This is a genomic window from Phascolarctobacterium succinatutens (assembly GCF_958453765.1).
In the GTDB taxonomy this organism is placed as follows: domain Bacteria; phylum Bacillota; class Negativicutes; order Acidaminococcales; family Acidaminococcaceae; genus Phascolarctobacterium_A; species Phascolarctobacterium_A succinatutens_B.
Genome location: NZ_CAUDZA010000023.1, coordinates 21,552 through 38,125 on the forward strand (window position 1 = coordinate 21,552; position 16,574 = coordinate 38,125).

At 45.6% G+C, this 16,574-nt stretch carries 15 protein-coding genes and 1 other annotated feature; of the genes, 2 read left to right on the plus strand and 13 right to left on the minus strand.

The window, feature by feature from the left end:
- Positions 1-3: 3 nt before the first annotated feature.
- Positions 4-591 (minus strand): hypothetical protein, encoded by a 588-nt coding sequence (locus Q7Q81_RS08755; protein WP_304275375.1) that lies wholly within the window; start codon positions 589-591, stop codon positions 4-6.
- 339 nt (positions 592-930) lie between these two features.
- Here Q7Q81_RS08755 and Q7Q81_RS08760 point away from each other — a divergent pair, with 339 nt between their 5' ends.
- The gene (locus Q7Q81_RS08760) at positions 931-1,437 is read left to right on the plus strand and encodes a MarR family winged helix-turn-helix transcriptional regulator (protein ID WP_304275378.1); all 507 of its coding nucleotides are present in this window, start codon (positions 931-933) and stop codon (positions 1,435-1,437) included.
- The gene (locus Q7Q81_RS08765; RefSeq protein WP_304275381.1) at positions 1,430-2,845 is read left to right on the plus strand and encodes a DHA2 family efflux MFS transporter permease subunit; all 1,416 of its coding nucleotides are present in this window, start codon (positions 1,430-1,432) and stop codon (positions 2,843-2,845) included. The genes Q7Q81_RS08760 and Q7Q81_RS08765 overlap by 8 nt, the downstream gene beginning before the upstream one ends.
- A 400-nt stretch (positions 2,846-3,245) precedes the next feature.
- Here the strand turns inward: Q7Q81_RS08765 and ilvC are convergent, their stop codons facing one another.
- The 12 genes from ilvC to Q7Q81_RS08825 all read right to left on the minus strand — a co-directional run bounded on the left by ilvC (position 3,246) and on the right by Q7Q81_RS08825 (position 16,281).
- Entirely contained in the window at positions 3,246-4,241 is a 996-nt protein-coding gene (ilvC, locus tag Q7Q81_RS08770; RefSeq protein WP_304135099.1) for a ketol-acid reductoisomerase, read from the minus strand.
- A 72-nt stretch (positions 4,242-4,313) separates the two neighbouring features.
- Positions 4,314-5,972 (minus strand): biosynthetic-type acetolactate synthase large subunit, encoded by a 1,659-nt coding sequence (gene ilvB, locus Q7Q81_RS08775; RefSeq protein ID WP_304275383.1) that lies wholly within the window; start codon positions 5,970-5,972, stop codon positions 4,314-4,316.
- 13 nt (positions 5,973-5,985) lie between these two features.
- Entirely contained in the window at positions 5,986-6,207 is a 222-nt protein-coding gene (locus tag Q7Q81_RS08780; RefSeq protein ID WP_021719399.1) for a hypothetical protein, read from the minus strand.
- Between the two features lie 99 nt (positions 6,208-6,306).
- Positions 6,307-6,528: a binding site (T-box leader), on the minus strand.
- Positions 6,529-6,813: 285 nt separating this feature from the next.
- Entirely contained in the window at positions 6,814-8,172 is a 1,359-nt protein-coding gene (locus Q7Q81_RS08785) for a tagaturonate epimerase family protein (protein ID WP_304275386.1), read from the minus strand.
- A 493-nt stretch (positions 8,173-8,665) separates the two neighbouring features.
- The gene (locus tag Q7Q81_RS08790) at positions 8,666-9,694 is read right to left on the minus strand and encodes a YeiH family protein (RefSeq protein WP_304275388.1); all 1,029 of its coding nucleotides are present in this window, start codon (positions 9,692-9,694) and stop codon (positions 8,666-8,668) included.
- Between the two features lie 128 nt (positions 9,695-9,822).
- Positions 9,823-10,701 carry an EamA family transporter RarD gene (gene rarD / locus Q7Q81_RS08795; RefSeq protein WP_304275390.1) on the minus strand — a complete coding sequence of 293 codons (879 nt, stop codon included), beginning with the start codon at positions 10,699-10,701 and terminating at the stop codon, positions 9,823-9,825.
- An 89-nt stretch (positions 10,702-10,790) separates the two neighbouring features.
- Positions 10,791-11,969: an MFS transporter gene (locus Q7Q81_RS08800; protein WP_304275392.1), complete on the minus strand. Its 1,179-nt coding sequence runs from the start codon at positions 11,967-11,969 to the stop codon at positions 10,791-10,793.
- An 11-nt stretch (positions 11,970-11,980) separates the two neighbouring features.
- Positions 11,981-12,526, minus strand: a complete 546-nt coding sequence (locus tag Q7Q81_RS08805; RefSeq protein WP_368502127.1) for a methylated-DNA--[protein]-cysteine S-methyltransferase — start codon at positions 12,524-12,526, stop codon at positions 11,981-11,983.
- Between the two features lie 43 nt (positions 12,527-12,569).
- Positions 12,570-13,211, minus strand: a complete 642-nt coding sequence (locus Q7Q81_RS08810) for a DNA-3-methyladenine glycosylase family protein (RefSeq protein ID WP_304275397.1) — start codon at positions 13,209-13,211, stop codon at positions 12,570-12,572.
- A gap of 136 nt (positions 13,212-13,347) precedes the next feature.
- Positions 13,348-13,935, minus strand: a complete 588-nt coding sequence (locus Q7Q81_RS08815; RefSeq protein ID WP_304275399.1) for a hypothetical protein — start codon at positions 13,933-13,935, stop codon at positions 13,348-13,350.
- A complete protein-coding gene (locus Q7Q81_RS08820; protein ID WP_304275403.1) occupies positions 13,932-14,912 on the minus strand; it encodes a hypothetical protein in 981 nt (326 codons plus the stop codon). The genes Q7Q81_RS08815 and Q7Q81_RS08820 overlap by 4 nt, the downstream gene beginning before the upstream one ends.
- 34 nt (positions 14,913-14,946) lie before the next feature.
- The gene (locus Q7Q81_RS08825) at positions 14,947-16,281 is read right to left on the minus strand and encodes an ADP-ribosylglycohydrolase family protein (RefSeq protein ID WP_304275405.1); all 1,335 of its coding nucleotides are present in this window, start codon (positions 16,279-16,281) and stop codon (positions 14,947-14,949) included.
- Positions 16,282-16,574: the final 293 nt, after the last annotated feature.

Sequence of the window (16,574 nt, forward strand, 5' to 3'; positions counted from 1 at the left end):
CAGTCACTCCTTCAGCTCCTTGCTGTATATCCACGTTTCCTGCGCCCCCAACTGCGGCAGAATATTATTCGTAAAATGCGCTGCTTCACTATAACCACGCTTGCGGTAATATTCATAATCGCAGGTAGCATCCGCCCATAAATAGAGCTTTTTGACACCTTTTTTCTGCGCAATCGCTTCAACATTATGCAGCAGCCTGCTGCCAACACCGCTTTTCATACTCAAAAACAGGCACAGCAGCAAATCCTCCGGATTGGCCAACGCCCTCACCTTTTGTCCGTTATAAGACAAATAGCGCAGATAATCATAAACAAGATCCTGCTCCTCGCACTCAAAATGATGCAGATTTTGCTTTAACCAGGACTGGGAATTATCACGCTCACTCAAAGGCGCCGCCAACAAAAAGCCCTGCATACCTTCTTCATCCGTCATTTTTAAAGAAAAGGCCTCACTGCGATAATAATAGCGCACCATCGCCTCGTACAGCACATCCTTCAAGCCATCATTCGTCAGTGCCATCTCATCACCCCATGTCAGCTTGGTTAGATAGGAGGCACAGGAAATATCCTGCGGGGTAAAATTTGATAACATTTATTCTTCTCCACTTCAATACTCGAATTACAACACTTACATAATCAGTTTTTAAGTGTCTTAAACATTCTTTTTAACTCTATTTTAAGCTATCCTCATGAAATATGCAATCAGTGCAGATTTCATGAGGATAAAATATGCAACCACTGCAGATTTCATGAGGATAATAGAAAAAAGGGCTTATTTTCATATTAACACTACAACATTTCGCTTAGACAGTTTTCAGCAAATCATTGCATTATTTTCCATTCCGCCCCCCTCCTTGACAATCCTCACACCACCGCAATATAATTATCTGTGATAATTACTTTCGGTAATCATTTATAAAGGAGAATCATCATGACACATAAACTGCCTATCGAAGCAATCAAAACTCTGCTCATCGCCTGCCACGAAGCAAAGCGTGTAGTAGACCTGCAGCCACCTCTGCCGGAGGGCTTAACTCCCGGCAACCTCAAAGTCTTGGACTATATCGAATACCTCGAACGCACCACACAACCGCCCAAGGTAAGTGATATTGCGGACCTGCTACAGGTAACTCGCCCCGGTATCACTCGTCTGGTAAGCGAGCTGCAGGCAATCAATGTTATCGAAAAGTTCAGCGATGAACAGGATAAACGTATCGTCAGACTGCGTATGACAGACGCGGGACGTAAAATCCACGCCTATTACATTGAACAATATCACGGCTGGCTGGCAACACAGCTTACCGATATCAGCGAAGCAGATATCAACACCACCGCAGCAACCATCGCCAATCTTTACCAAACCATGTCTACGCATAAACCTGCGCTGCAAGGCCAAGCTCCCGCTATCAAGCAAAGGATGGAAAAAAATAATGACTGACAACTCCGCGCGTGTGTTGGATGCACGCTTACTATTATCAATTATCGCCACCGGCATTATGTCCTTTAGCGGCGTGGTTGTCGAAACCGCTATGAACGTTACCTTTCCCACGCTCATGCACGAATTTAATATCGGCACCTCGCTCGTACAATGGGTAACTACCGGCTATCTGTTGATGCTGGCACTGATTATCCCTACATCCGCCTACCTTAAACGCCGTTTTGCAACGCGCAGCCTGTTTACCGCTGCAATCAGCAGCTTTCTTGCAGGCACACTGCTCGCCGCCTGGTCACCTTATTTTAACGTTCTTCTTATCGGCAGATTGCTGCAGGGTATCGGTACAGGCATTGCCCTTCCGATGATGTTTAACATTATTCTGGAGCAGGTTCCCGGTGAACGCCTAGGCTTTATGATTGGCATAGCCTCGCTTATCACCGCCATGGCACCGGCTGTCGGCCCATCTCTCGGCGGTATGATTGTCAGTTACTTCGGCTGGCAGATGATTTTTATCAGCCTGCTGCCATTTTTATTACTGTCTGCCGTCTTGGGTATCAAAAATATCCGTCAGGCAGGCAAGCTAGAGCAGAGCAACTTTAACTTCGGCTTATACCTTTTGCTTATCATCGGCTTCAGCAGCCTGATTTTTGCTACCAGCATTGCCTCCGACTTCGGTTGGTTCAGTATCGAAGTGCTTGCGCTTTTCGCAATCTGCTTTGCTGCTTTAACTGCCTTCTATAAGCAATCATTAAACAGCAACGCGCCGCTTTTACGCGTACAGATTTTCCGTTATCTGCCGTATACGCTCAGCACTGCCAGTCTTTTGCTCGTCGGCTTTATCTGTTTGGGACTGGGTTTTTTAATTCCCAACTATGCGCAGCTTGTTTCGCATACAGATGCCTTTACCGCCGGCTGTCTACTGCTGCCGGGGTGCATTATCGGTGCTATGCTTGCACCTATTAGCGGCAGGCTGTTGGATAAGTTCGGTGCCAAACGCCCGATTTTACTAGGCAATGCATCCATTCTCATATCCGTTATCTGCTACAGCCTTTATCCCTATGAGCTGAGCTCCTTTTTCTTCATCATCTTCTACCTGTTCTTCGCCTTCGGCCAAGGGTTTTCCATGGGAACGATTATGACTAACGGCCTGAGCCAGTTACCGGAAGAGCTTAACGCCGACGGCAACGCAGCCATGAATACGCTGCTGCAGTTGGCAGGCGCAGTCGGTACGGCGGTTATCAGTACGATTGTTGCGACCGCACAAGCTGAGGACCCGGCTAATATCGCGCATGCTACCATGCTTGGCAGCAGACATGGTTTCTTTGTGCTTACTATCAGCGCGGTGCTCATTCTTTGCTGCTCCTTAAAGGTGTTCGCTCTTATTAAAAATAAACAGCTTGCTCACACTTAATATATTGCATTCTATCACAGATATCGCAAAAGCCTCCCTTGCGCAGATGCGCCGGGAGGCTTTTTATATCAAAAACATTATGCCGGCATGTCAAAAAGGCCGCTTCCTGTATCTGATGCACAGGTAAGCGACCTTTTAATATTTCCCTTATTTTTAATTACTGCAAGCCACGCAGCTTTTATTTTTCTATGCTGCGTTTACGGCTCACATTCTTTCCCTTATTTTTCGCAATCCGGACAGCTGATTTTTTTCTGTATGCTGTCCTTAGCGGATTACGCTCTTTCCCTTATTTTTGTTTATCGTAATCCCGGCAGCTATTTTTTCTGTACGCTGCCTTTAGCGGATTACGCTCTTTCCCTTATTTTTATTTTCTGCACTAAAAGTGCTTGTAAGCTGTTGATTATTTTTTCTTCAGGAAGCTCATCATGCCACGCAGCTGTGCGCCAACCTGTTCAGCCTGGGTTGCTGCAGCACGACGACGCATAGCGTTGAATTGCGGACGGCCGCATTGGTTTTCCAACAGCCATTTCTTAGCAAAGGTACCATCCTGAATTTCAGCCAGAACCTGTTTCATAGCAGCTTTGGTTTCAGCAGTGATGATGCGAGGACCAGTTACATAATCGCCATATTCAGCGGTATCGGAGATGGAATGACGCATTTTAGCCATGCCGCCTTCATACATCAGGTCAACAATCAGCTTCATCTCATGCATGCATTCGAAGTATGCGCTTTCAGGCTCATAGCCTGCTTCTACCAAGGTTTCAAAGCCTGCGTTCATCAGAGCGCAAACGCCGCCGCAGAGAACTGCCTGCTCGCCGAAGAGATCGGTTTCGGTTTCTTCACGGAAGGTGGTTTCCAGAGCGCCTGCACGGGTACCGCCAATGCCCTTAGCATAAGCCAGAGCCAGGTCGTGAGCCTTGCCGGTCGGGTTTTGGTAAGCAGTTACCAGAACGGGAACACCGCTGCCTTCTGTATAGGTACGACGAACCAAATGGCCGGGGCCTTTAGGAGCAACCATGAATACGTCTACATCAGCAGGAGGAACAATCTGACCGAAGTGAATGTTGAAGCCATGTGCAAAAGCCAGAGCATTGCCTGCCTCCAGATTCGGAGCAATATCTTTTTTATATGTAGCAGCTTGCTTTTCATCAGGAATCAGCATCATGATGATATCGGCAGCCTTAGCAGCTTCTGCGGTAGTCATAACCTTCAGGCCGGCAGCTTCTGCCTTAGCTTTGGATTTGGAGCCTTCATACAGGCCTACAACTACGTTTACGCCGCTCTCCTGCAGGTTCAGTGCATGTGCATGGCCTTGAGAACCATAGCCGATAATAGCAACTGTTTTGCCATTCAATAATTCCAGATTCGCATCGTTGTCATAATACATTTTAACCATTGTTATTACCTCTTTCTTTTCCCTTATTTTAATATATAAATTTTATAAAAAATTTCCCTTATTTATAGCTGTTTATCTGCATCTGTTAATCTTGACGAAGTCATCTACCGCAGCACCGGCTGCCACCATAGGCTCTACCAGATCTCCCTGCTCTACGATTACTTCAATCAGGAAGGGCTTGTCAGCCTCGCGCGCTGCCTTCAGCGCCTCCTGGAATTCCTTGCAGGTCGCTGCTCTGCGTCCGCCTGCACCGCAGGAATGAGCAAAACCGATGAAGTCAAACTCTGTCAGTAGCGTATTGGAGTAATGCTCGTTGTAGAAGAGCTGCTGCCATTGACGGACCATGCCTAAGCAGCTGTTATTAATAACGATACTGATAAGCTTTTTGCCTTCACGAGCTGCCGTATACAGCTCCATGCCTGTCATCTTGAAGCCGCCGTCACCGCAGATATGCACTACCTGCTTATCAGGCTCGGCAAAAGCTGCACCCAACGCGCCGGGGAGACCGAAGCCCATCGTACCGCAGCCACCGCTCGTCAGATGGTGACGCGGTTTATCAACAACTAAATGCTGTGCTGCCCACATCTGGTTCTGACCAACGTCAGTTACATAAATCGGATTTTCTCCTTCAAAGCTGCGGCTCAGCTCCTTCATCATCCAGGGAGCAGTCAGTCGGTCACCAGCCAGCAGGCTACGGTCCTCCGTTGCATCCCAGGCCTTAATCTGTTGCCACCAGTCGGCATGCGCTGCCTTCTGCACTAACGGCAGCAGGCTTTGCAGTGTTTGTTTTACATCACCCATTACGGAAAGGCTTGTTGCTATATTTTTATCTATTTCCGTCGGGTCGATATCAAGCTGGATAATCGTCTTTTGTCCTACGTAACGGTTGCGGTCACCAGTTACGCGGTCGCTGAAGCGGCTGCCGGCTACTACCAGCACATCAGCCTGCGCTACAGCCATGTTGGAAGCGATATGACCATGCATACCGGTCATGCCCAAGGAGCGTTCGTCAGACTCTGGATAAACGCCGATGCCCATCAGCGTATTTACTACCGGCAAATCAGCCTTCTTGGCCAGCTCCAGCAGTTCTTCCTGCGCGCCGCTATTGACAGCGCCGCCGCCAACCAGCAGTACCGGACGCTGTGCCTTGTTCAACACTGCCGCTGCCTGCTGCAGCTGCTCCTGTGTTGCCTGCGGCAGCTCTTCCGCTGCAGAAGCTGCCTGCGGCTCGCTCCATTCCAGCTCCTCAACCTGCACGCTGCTGGGAATATCCACCAGCACAGGTCCAGGTCTGCCCTCCTGCGCCAAGGCAAATGCCTTGCGCAGTGCCGGCAGCAGCTCTTCCTTGCTGCGTACCAGCATGTTGTATTTGGTAATCGGCATTGTAACGCCGACAATATCAATCTCCTGGAAGGAATCACGTCCCAGCATACTTACGCCAACCTGACCGGTAATCGCTACCAGTGGAATAGAATCAAGATAAGCAGTTGCCAGGCCGGTAACAATGTTTGTGGCACCGGGACCGGAGGTTGCGATACATACGCCGGTTCTGCCGCTCGCACGGGCATAGCCGTCAGCTGCGTGAATAGCGCCCTGCTCATGTGCCGTCAGCACATTTTTCAGCGGCGCATCGTACAATGGAATCACTGCACCGCCGGGATAACCGAAGACTGTATCTACGCCCTGCTCCAAAAGGACCTTTACAATAGCTTCTGAGCCCTTCAGCTTCATCAGTCCGTCCCCCTTACGCCATAGTAGCTACAGACTCAACTGCAACCTGCTTAGCCAGCAGCTTGGCAACCTGAGCAGCAGCTACATCTGCCAGCTGGATTTCCAGCTTCAGACGATTTTCTTCTGCATCCATGCGCAAGGAGCGTACCTGAGCACCTTGCTTGGAAAGCACACGCAATACACGCGGCAATAAAGTTTCATCATTCTGACCAGTTACCAATACCTTTTCAAACATGTTAATTCCTCCTATCAAGAACACCTTAATTTTCTACTACGTCAATTATCTTTTGATGGACTTTTCAGGAGTAATATTAAAAAAACGCCCCTGCATATATGCAGGGGCGTATAATACGCGGTACCACCCTAATTTATTACTTTCAGCACCAGTCCATCAACCGGCTCGGAAATAACGCATCCGTTGCGCATCAGTCTACTTGCAAAGCTTTCGCTGACGAGTTCATGGGTGATTTAATCAATAAGGCTTCGTACCGGTTTGCACCAGACACCGGCTCTCTGAAACTCTACGCTTATCTTTAGTCCCAATCATAACCTTTGGTTTACAATTTGAAATTACTGATACTATACACCCATCTAAATCGTTTGTCAACACCTTTTTGCAAAATTTTACATTTTTCTTCTTTTAGTCACTGTACATGAACATTTTCAGCTTTTTGTCTATTGTACGTAAACTAATCAAATGATTAAATTTTTCGCGCTACTTTTCAGTAGACAAAGTACACTAATATCCATTATGCAAAAACACGTTAAAGACGCTGTTTTGTATCGTTTAAAACAAAAGACTTCCCAAAAAATTTTTTGGGAAGTCCTTAAATTTTTTATCTTAGATATTCTTTAATTTAGCAGCAACATTCTCTTTGATTGCAGCAGTATATTCAGCATGATGCGCTTCCAGGAAAGCCTTCATGTCAGCAGCAACATTGCCTTCCTCTTTCGGATTCAGCGCCTTTCTGTAGCCAAGCACCAGTGCACGGTCAGCAGCGTCTGCTGTCAGCTCACAGCCACAGACAGCACACAACTTGCCGAACAGGTCGGCATCCAGAGCTTTGGCAAGCTCTATTGCGCTCATCCAAAGGATATTGTTCATTTTGAAATGAACCTTGCCCTTAAGATATTTCATAGCAGCAGCAGTATCGTTCATAGCGATGTCCGCATTTTTAAAGCTCAGGCGATAGCCGAAGGTGTCGGCAATCTCGCAGTGCAACTGCAGGTTATCGTTTACAGCCTCGGAGTCCTTCAACGGGTCGAGGCAGATAGAGCTCAGCTTAATACCGTTACGCTGCAGCTCATTACCGATCAGGTAATGCTCCTGCGGAGTCAGCACCTTACCGGGCTTGGACAGGTCCAGCTCAAAATCAATATCCCACGGAGTATTCTTCAGATAGGAGTTATAGATGAACTGGATATGCATAATTGCTTCGCCGTATTCCAGAACGATGCGGTGCAGCTGATTTTCCGTAAAGGTAATCTTGCTGCTGCCAACCTTGAACTCAGCGTTCAGATAGGAAGCATGCACAGCAGCACGGAAGGTTTCGTTGAACTGCTCAAAGCGTTTGTCAACAGCCTCGTCGGACAGCTTTTCAATGCCCAGGTCAATTTTATCACTGCAGTCAAAGCCAATCATGCTGTAGCCATAAAGCAGAGCCTTAACGATTTCCTCTTCTGTTTTCAGGCCGGCAGCATTAGCGCCGTAGCCTTCCTTGTAGCCCTCTTCGAGCACGCCCCAGGTTGCGGTATCCACAGCCTGTACAAAATAGCGCTGCAAAGCCTCGCTGTCCTCGGTAGTAAAATCAACTAATACCGGTTTCAGCTGACGCTTGCCGAACAGCTCCGCCACAACAGCATCTGCCTCGCCCAGCCAATCGCTGAAACCGATGCTGGCACCTTTAGTGCCGCAGGCAGTCGGTGCGGTCCATTTAACATAGCGGCGCACCAGCGCAGCATTATTCGCATTTAACGCCATAACAGAAACATGTACGTCCTTAACGTCTGCTTCCTTTTCAACATCCTTCCACAGTGCGCTCAGAGCAGCTTCACCCTTCGCAGCAAAAGCCAGGCGCTTGCCTTCCTCAGTATTTACCAGTGCCAGCCAGTTACCCTGTACATCACACAAAGAAGTTTCTATAACTTCACCTGCAGCCTCACGCAAAGCTGCCAATGCATCAATTTGCTTTAATGCCATAACCTAATCTTCCTCCATTTACTTACAATTAGTCATAATAATATTATGAACAAAAATCGTCTATTACGCAAGCAAAAACTTTGCAGATAGCAAAAAAACTTGCGTTTGTATACAAAATACCACCGCAGCAATAGGAAATTATCTTGTTTTCCTGGAAAATATATCCCCCTTTTCCGATATTTAGTGTAAGGTTATCAACAGTATCAACAGACTTATCCACACTTTTTGTGCATAACTTTTAGTTATGCAGAGTGTTATCCACCAGCCTCTGAGAAAAAAGTGGCTTGTTTACAAGGATTTTACACAATTATCAACATGTTATGCACAATCTGTGGATAACTTTAATAACAACTAGGGGGAGATGTCCACAACACTATATCTAGGGGTCCCGCTTCGTCCCGCTCACAAGCAAAACAGCCTTTTAAAATGTCAAAAACAGCGAACAAACTATTATTTGTCGCTGTTTCCGATGTAAAATTAAATTTTATTCTGCTTACCAGAGATTAAGCAGATGCTGCAAAAGCAGGCTCACAAACGTAATACCTGCCCAACAGCCAAGACCGAGTCCCAAAGGCTTGCTGCTTGTTGTAACGAGCTTGACGATATTCGTATTCAGACCTACCGCAGCCATCGCCATAACGATAAAGAACTTACTAAGCCATTTGAGCGGTGCAAAAATCTCTGCCGTCACACCCATGCTTGTCGCCAACGTAGTGATAAGCGAAGCCAGTACGAAGTACAGTATAAAGCTCGGCACAATGCTCCTGATATTAACCTCATGATTCGCATCCTGTTCGCGCTTGCCCACAAGATAGCCTAATATCAGCGTAATCGGAATAATTGCCAATGTACGCGTCAGCTTAACCGTCACCGCCTTATCCAACGTCGCCGTGCCCAAACCGAACATAGCATCCCAGGTTGCCGCCGTCGCTGTAACCGAAGAGGTATCATTCACCGCAGTACCGGCAAAAATACCGAAGGCTTCACCGCTTGTCGTAGAAAATCCCAGCACCGTACCCAACCAAGGGAAAAGCAGTGCTGCCAGCACATTAAAGAAAAAGATAACACTGATAGCCTGCGCTACCTCTTCATCATCTGCCTTGATGACAGGCGCTGTCGCTGCCACCGCACTGCCGCCGCAGATAGACGAGCCAACACCGATAAGTGTGGAAATCTTGCCAGGAATATTCATCACCTTATGCAATACATAAGCTACGATAAGCGAGGTTGCAATCGTGCAGACGATAATCGGCAGTGACTGCTTGCCGGTTGCCAGTACTACGGAAATATTCAGACCGAAGCCAAGAAGGATTACTGCGTACTGCAGCACCTTTTTAGATACAAAGCCTACACCGCTCTTAAATGCAGCCTGTACGGGCCATACAAGCGCCACCAGCATGCCTAAAAGAATTGCAAAGACCGGTGCGCCGACAACAGGCACCAGCTTGCCTAAAAACCAACACGGCACTGCCAAAACAGCACATAAGATAATACCGCGCCACTTATCTGAGAAAAAGCTCATTGTAACACCTCCATAAAAAACAAATATAATTATAGCATAATCAGCATATATTTTTCAAAAATGGGCATTATTGCTAAACGCAAAAACTCCTGCTGACGGGCCTCTAGCCTGCCTGCAGGAGTTTATTTTTATCTTCTTATCTGTGACCAGATGAATAGCGCCAGTCCCGCCCAAATGCAGCCAAAGGCTGTAGCAGTAGTACCGGTAAACGGTTCACCGTAAATCAGCACGCCAATCATCAGCGATATCGACGGCGAAATATATTGCAGAAAGCCTACAATATTCAAAGGCAGCTTACGCGCGCAGGCCGTAAACAACAGCATCGGCGTCGCCGTAACAGCGCCGGCACCTGCCAAAAGCAGCAGCGTACCCATATCGCAGCTTTGATAAACGGTACCTTCGTTGATACTAAGGTAATATAAGTAGCCTGCAGCCAAGGGCGAAATCAATAGTGTTTCCAACAGAATACTCGTCATCGGTTGGGCAACAATAATTTTTTTCAGTAAACCATAGAAGGCAAAGGTTACTGGCAGCGTCAGTGCTACCCAAGGCAGGCCGCCGTTATGGACAATAATCACACCAATGCCGACAGCAGCGCAGCTAACTGCTGCAATCTGCAGCTTAGCAAGGCGCTCACGCAGAAATACTACACCAAAGAGCACATTCATCAGCGGGCTGATATAATAGCCCATGCTTGTTTCTACAATGCGTCCAGCTTCTACCGCCCAGATAAAAATACCCCAGTTGAAGCTGATCATAATTGCTGCCAACACCATGCAGCAGGCTGTCTTTTTCGTACTGAAAATCGCCTTGGTTTCCTGCATGAAGATGTTTAGCTTGCCTGTTGCCAATAACAAGAGAAAGACGAAAACGGCTGACCATAAAAAACGGCTCGCCAAAATTTCCATCGCCTCAACATGCTGCAGCAGCTTCCAGTATATCGGCAGCACGCCCCATAAAAGATAGGCTCCAAGACCATAAAAAATGCCAAGTCTGTAATTATCCATAAGAAAATACCCCTCTGTAAAAATTTATTATATGATTTACTAAAGGCAAGCGTAAAGTTCCGAGGACCATTTTTTCAGCATATGTTATTTTATTTTTGTAATTTTTTCGGTATCGGAATCCAAATAGCTGTAATCGCCGCTACAATCGGCAACCACACCAAAAGCTGCATAACCATCGGCAGACCAAACTTATCGGCCAGCACGCCGAGAATCGTTACGCCAAAGCCGCCTAAGCCAACACTGAAGCCGATTGTCAGACCGGACGCCATACCAACATTATTAGGCATCATGCACTGTGCAATGATAATCGTAGTTGCAAAGGAACCGATGATGCAAAAGCCGGCAATAACAACAGAAGCCATAGCAAAAAGCTTAGTCGTAGCTATCGTAATACAGTAAATCGCCGGAATGCTCAGCGTAATAGAGCCTAAAAGAATTTTGCGTGCTCCCAGCCTGTCGCTCAAAATAGAACCGACATAGGTACCTGCCACACCGCCTAAAAGGAAGCCGGACACCAGACTGCTGGAGAAAACTGCCTCAAAGCCGCGAAACTTCATAAAATATAACGGTAGATATGTTGAAATACCGCTGTGAATAGAAGAACGCATGAAGATATAGAACAAAATCAGGAAAAGCGCAAAATACGACATTTTTTCGCTTGTACCGTCAGCAGTCTTCTTAGCCTGCTGTACCTCATGCTCCTTGTTGACGCGGATATAATCCGGCATCGCCTTTGCCATCAACAAGAAAACAAGCAGACCAGGGATAGCGAAATACATAGTATTGTGAATGCCGCCGGCCAAACCTAAAAGGAAGGTCATGAAGATAGAGCCTACAGCCATACCGGCATTACCGCCGATAGAAAACAAGCCCATATTCTTCGTACGATTTGTATCATCACTCAAAAAATTTACTGTTTTGGAAGCCTGCGGATGGTATGTTGCACTCGCCAGGCTGATGAAGATAACCGTGCATAAAAGCAGCGTATAGCTGGAAACCCAGCCTACAAAGGCAAAGCCTGCACCTGCCAGCGCTGCGCAAAGCGGCAGAAAGCGCGGCAGCGAGCGCCTGTCGGTAAGATAGCCGAAGGCCGGCTGAATAACGGATGACATAATATTTTGCAGCAGTACAATCGCTGCCAATTGTGAATAGCTTAGGGAAAACAGCTCCTTCAGCTGCGGTAAAACGATAGGCAGCGCGCCGGCCTGCATATCGGTAACAAGATGTCCTAATGCCAAAGCGACAACAGGATAATACATTTTATTCATAAAAAACTCCTTTATAACGCTGTACCCTTTGTCGGTACAGTTAATTTACTCATATCAATCTTTTCCAGCTCCAGCAGACGCACCTTGCGCCACATACCGCCGCCATAGCCGGTAAGGCTGCCATTAGCACCTATTACGCGATGGCAGGGAATAATAATGCAGAGCGGATTACGGCCTACAACACCACCAACAGCCTGCGCCGACATACGTGCAAGACCACGCTGCGCTGCAATTTTGCGCGCAATATCGCCGTAAGTAATGAGGCTGCCATAAGGGATTTTTTGCAATATCTTCCAGACACTTTCCTGAAAATCACTGCCGGTAAATTGCAAAGGTACATTTACCTTCGGCTCGCAGCCTGCGAAATATTCCGCCAGCCACTTTTCGGCAAGTGCAAAAACAGCCAGCTCCGCATTTTGCGCATCTTGAATATCTTTATCGCCATAATGCTTATCGTCTGCAAACCATAGACCGGTTAAACTTTCACCATCACTGCGTAAAGTTATTTCGCCTAAAGGCGAGGAAATCTTTTTATAGTACAATATCTTCAACCTCATTTATTTTGCGTGGTAGCACTAAGGGGAATAGAACCCTTATAATTTAACGTTTTTTCGCAGGCGCATAATCCTTCATGCCTTCTATCGCACCGCCGGCAATCGCCCAAAGATAGATTGCTGCCGTGCTGCCATAGGGACTGTAACGCTTTTGATATTTATTAAACAGCTCGCGGGTTATTTTACGGTGATGATAAAGCATCCGCAAACCTCGCTGAATCGCCAGGTCGTCATAGCTTAAAATATCCGGTCGCTGCAGGCAGAACAGCAAAATCATTTCTGCCGTCCATTTACCTATACCCTTCAGGCTGCTTAGAGCTGTAATTGCCTCTGCATCATTCATATGCTCCACGTCCTGCAAATCAAACTCACCGCCGACAATTCTATCCGCAAAATCCTTGATATATTCTGCCTTACGCAGGCTCATGCCCAAACCCTGCAGCTCCTGTGCCGACATATCATGCACTGCCAAAGGTGTAACATCTTTCAGCCTTGCCTCCAAACGCTCCCAGACAGTTGCCTGTGCCTTGGATGATATCTGCTGCCCAACAATATGACGTACAACAGCAGCAAAAAGATTAGCGTCCAGCTTGCGCTCAATATGACCGATTTGCTCTATAGCCCAAGCCAGCTTCTTATCCTTGCGCTTAAGATAATTTATTTCCGTATCGCCGTATTGAAAGTACATCGCTGCACCTGCCTTCTGAAAGTATAATGATATTATAACGCTTAAGAAGCAAAAAGAATAGCGGATAAGCATACAAATTCAGCAGAAGCTTTGCGAAAAAAGAAAAGCCAGACAGCTTCACGCTGTATGGCTCATATTAAAGACACTCGATAATAGCTTTTAAAATTGCGCTGGTTTCTTCTAAAGGCCTAGCAAGGCTTTCGTCAAACACCATTTCCGGCAAGAGCGGAACATGTACAAAGCCAACCTTCGTTGTCGTACCGGCGTAGGCATGGGCAGCACGGTAAAAAATTTCGTTGCAGACATAGCCGCCGGAAGCAAACTCCAGCTGCACGGGCAACTTCTGCGCACGTAAAGAGCGGACTATTTCATGTACAGGAATCGTAGCAAAGTAGGCGGCGGGGGCGTCAGCAAGAATTGGCTCATTCCACGGCCTGCGTCCCATATTATCCTCGATAAGCGCATCCTTGATGTTTAATGCCGCAAGATTGATATCTATTTTCGTCGTGCCGCTGTTCATGCCCGTCATAAGTATGACGTTAGGCTGTACGCGCTGCGCCTCCTCGAGCAGCAGGCGCGGCGCAAGGCCAAAGATGTTAGGCACGCGCAGCTTATGAATGTGATAGTTATTGATAGTTTCAGGTAAAGCCTGTACGACCTCCCACGATGGATTCATCGTGTAATGAGCGAAGGGGTCGAAGGCGGTGAGGAGAAGAGATTTCATTTCAATGCCTTCCGCATATATTCCGTCCAATAGCTAATGCTATCAGAAACAATATTTGTTGCTGCATCAGACATAGCAAACTTGAACAAATCTTCTGGCGATATACATTCTATATTTTCATTATTGGAATCAAGATTTTTTACTGTTCCTTCGCTCGTAAATAAGAACACTTTCCCCTGTAAATGCCTAAATTCGTTTGCATCAATAGATACATTACCTTTTTTAACTTGAATATATATATGACTTCTATCTTTGGGATCAAGCAAAACACACTCATAAAGCTCTGTAGATTTCTTATTCGTTGACGGAATCACTATATATTTATATTCAGAGAATAAATACGCACACACTAAATCCTCACAATCAGTTGGTGACAACAGAGAATACAAAGTTTCTTTATTAGGTTCAATAGCTAAACCTTGATAATGTTCTTTTTTCATTATTGTATTATAATAATGCTTTGAAAAAGTTTCTACTTCCCTAGAAGCTATACGTTGTAGCGTTTTACCACGAATAAATGCTATTGTGACTGCGCCAGGAACACTAGATTCATCGCCTACTTTTATCCATTCGATATCTGTTCGTTGTGTAGTAGAATCCCTATCTAACAACTCTCGACTACTATCATAAATCCATTGACTATTCTCGCCAACTCTACCAATATAGTAAATTCCCTTATCACGTATCCACACCAAATCATCAGGTTTTACATTATAATATAATCTTCTTACATTATCATCAACACTACCACCATAAACATTCCACTCTTTAATCAATGCCGCATAATCATCATAAGATTTAATACCTGAACGCTGTTTCTGAATCTTTTGCTTGTCAGTTTCATTGATATTATTTCCCTCTAAATGCCTATCACTAAGCGACCACCCCATAGCCAATACACTTTTATTAAGGCAAAGATCAATGCGACTCCCACCAGGACTACCAACTATTTTAATATGCGATCTCCAAATAGTCATTATAAAGCACCTCCAAAGCGCACAAAACTGGTTTTTATTTAAACATAAATGATGAACAAAATAAGCGATAAGCTTTTTTCTGTAATCCATCCATGTATTTCAACGCCTGCTGTTCAATTCGATAAGGTACACCATAATAAGCACCTGCAACCGCACCTGTTATAGCTGCAATTGTATCACTATCTCCACCGATAGATACTGCGTTTCTAATTGCATCTTCAAAATCAGTCGCTTCGAAAAAAGCTTTTAACGCCTGCGGAACAGTCTCCTGACACGTTTCATTAAATTCGTAATCAGCACGGATTTCGTCTAGCGTGAAGTTCATCGGATAATATTCATTATCTATCACAGTAAAAATTTCTTCTTTCTTGCTTCCATGTAAAGCCATATATGTTGCAACTGCAGTAGCTTCAGCACCCTTTATCCCTTCTGGATGGTTATGCGTAACGCTAGTAACAATTCTAGACAGTTCCTTCACTTCTTCTATAGATTTAGCAACGTAAGCTATTGGACTAACACGCATAGCTGAACCATTGCCAAAACTATTATAAGGCTGCGGATCGTTCGTTCTAAGCCAATCAGAAAACATACTTCCGTAACCCGCCTTAGGATATCTCATTCCCCAACGTTGCATTTGTTTTATGGTTTCATCAGCAAGTTTGCTGTAATCTTTCTCACATTCTACCAAAGCACTCGCAATAGCCAACGTCATGATACTATCGTCAGTTGGGCAGCAATGCTCGGAGAATAATGGAAAATCTTTCGTTTTTATTTCATTGAATTCATATACAGAACCAACGATATCGCCAATAATAGCACCTAACACACGGCGCATCTTTCTTTTAAGCAAAGCTGCTTCCTTCCAGTCAATCCCTTCAACATGCATGACTTCTGTACTTTCCTCTTTCTTAGCAAACACTTTCTCAGTTATCTCTTTCCAGTGCCAGTCTGAAGGAGCTTTTTCTTCAATGCACACCATAGCGAAGACAGAGACTGCCATATCATAGTCGCACGCTCCATCTGGTGCTTCAAGAACATAGATATGATTATTGCCCTCTTTATCCATTTTGCCATACTCAACACGATAGTTTTTCTTGATATGTACGCCATCATAGCGAATATATCCTTCAACCAGACTTTGGATGAAGTCGACGGGTCTATCTGCAATTACATCAAGATTTACGCAGATGAATTCGTCCATGACAGGGCGCATATTACACATATACTTCATGATTTTGTCTTCAAACTCACATACATTCATATAGGAATTGATGTTAAGCACACATGGAGCTGCTCCCTTGCAATTTATTCTTTCACAAGGAATGATTTCAATATTAGAAGCGTTAGTTTTGTTTTCTTCGTAGGACATATTTTTCACCTCGTAGCCAAGACACCAGGATTTCATACTTCATCTTTGAAATATTTCTCCCTAAATTGATTTCACCTATAGTTACGTTGCACGCTTAAAATTTCGCCCGGTTTTGAGAAATTTTTTAGATATTATATACTATCCAGAGAAAAAGTGCAAATTTAAGTATCTACACATAAAAAAAAAACAGCTCATGCATCGCATGAGCTGTTTTTCTAACCGGCAGCTATCTATCCTTCCAGGCCGCTTCCAGCCAAGTACTTTCGACGTATAAGGGCTTAACTACTGTGTTC

What these genes read in the sequence shown, in the direction of transcription:
- Q7Q81_RS08755 (WP_304275375.1), bottom strand. Translation starts at nt 591, where the DNA reads ATGTTATCAAATTTTACCCCGCAGGATATTTCCTGTGCCTCCTATCTA.
- Q7Q81_RS08760 (WP_304275378.1), top strand. Translation starts at nt 931, where the DNA reads ATGACACATAAACTGCCTATCGAAGCAATCAAAACTCTGCTCATCGCC.
- Q7Q81_RS08765 (WP_304275381.1), top strand. Translation starts at nt 1,430, where the DNA reads ATGACTGACAACTCCGCGCGTGTGTTGGATGCACGCTTACTATTATCA.
- ilvC (WP_304135099.1), bottom strand. Translation starts at nt 4,241, where the DNA reads ATGGTTAAAATGTATTATGACAACGATGCGAATCTGGAATTATTGAAT.
- ilvB (WP_304275383.1), bottom strand. Translation starts at nt 5,972, where the DNA reads ATGAAGCTGAAGGGCTCAGAAGCTATTGTAAAGGTCCTTTTGGAGCAG.
- Q7Q81_RS08780 (WP_021719399.1), bottom strand. Translation starts at nt 6,207, where the DNA reads ATGTTTGAAAAGGTATTGGTAACTGGTCAGAATGATGAAACTTTATTG.
- Q7Q81_RS08785 (WP_304275386.1), bottom strand. Translation starts at nt 8,172, where the DNA reads ATGGCATTAAAGCAAATTGATGCATTGGCAGCTTTGCGTGAGGCTGCA.
- Q7Q81_RS08790 (WP_304275388.1), bottom strand. Translation starts at nt 9,694, where the DNA reads ATGAGCTTTTTCTCAGATAAGTGGCGCGGTATTATCTTATGTGCTGTT.
- rarD (WP_304275390.1), bottom strand. Translation starts at nt 10,701, where the DNA reads ATGGATAATTACAGACTTGGCATTTTTTATGGTCTTGGAGCCTATCTT.
- Q7Q81_RS08800 (WP_304275392.1), bottom strand. Translation starts at nt 11,969, where the DNA reads ATGAATAAAATGTATTATCCTGTTGTCGCTTTGGCATTAGGACATCTT.
- Q7Q81_RS08805 (WP_368502127.1), bottom strand. Translation starts at nt 12,526, where the DNA reads ATGAGGTTGAAGATATTGTACTATAAAAAGATTTCCTCGCCTTTAGGC.
- Q7Q81_RS08810 (WP_304275397.1), bottom strand. Translation starts at nt 13,211, where the DNA reads ATGTACTTTCAATACGGCGATACGGAAATAAATTATCTTAAGCGCAAG.
- Q7Q81_RS08815 (WP_304275399.1), bottom strand. Translation starts at nt 13,935, where the DNA reads ATGAAATCTCTTCTCCTCACCGCCTTCGACCCCTTCGCTCATTACACG.
- Q7Q81_RS08820 (WP_304275403.1), bottom strand. Translation starts at nt 14,912, where the DNA reads ATGACTATTTGGAGATCGCATATTAAAATAGTTGGTAGTCCTGGTGGG.
- Q7Q81_RS08825 (WP_304275405.1), bottom strand. Translation starts at nt 16,281, where the DNA reads ATGTCCTACGAAGAAAACAAAACTAACGCTTCTAATATTGAAATCATT.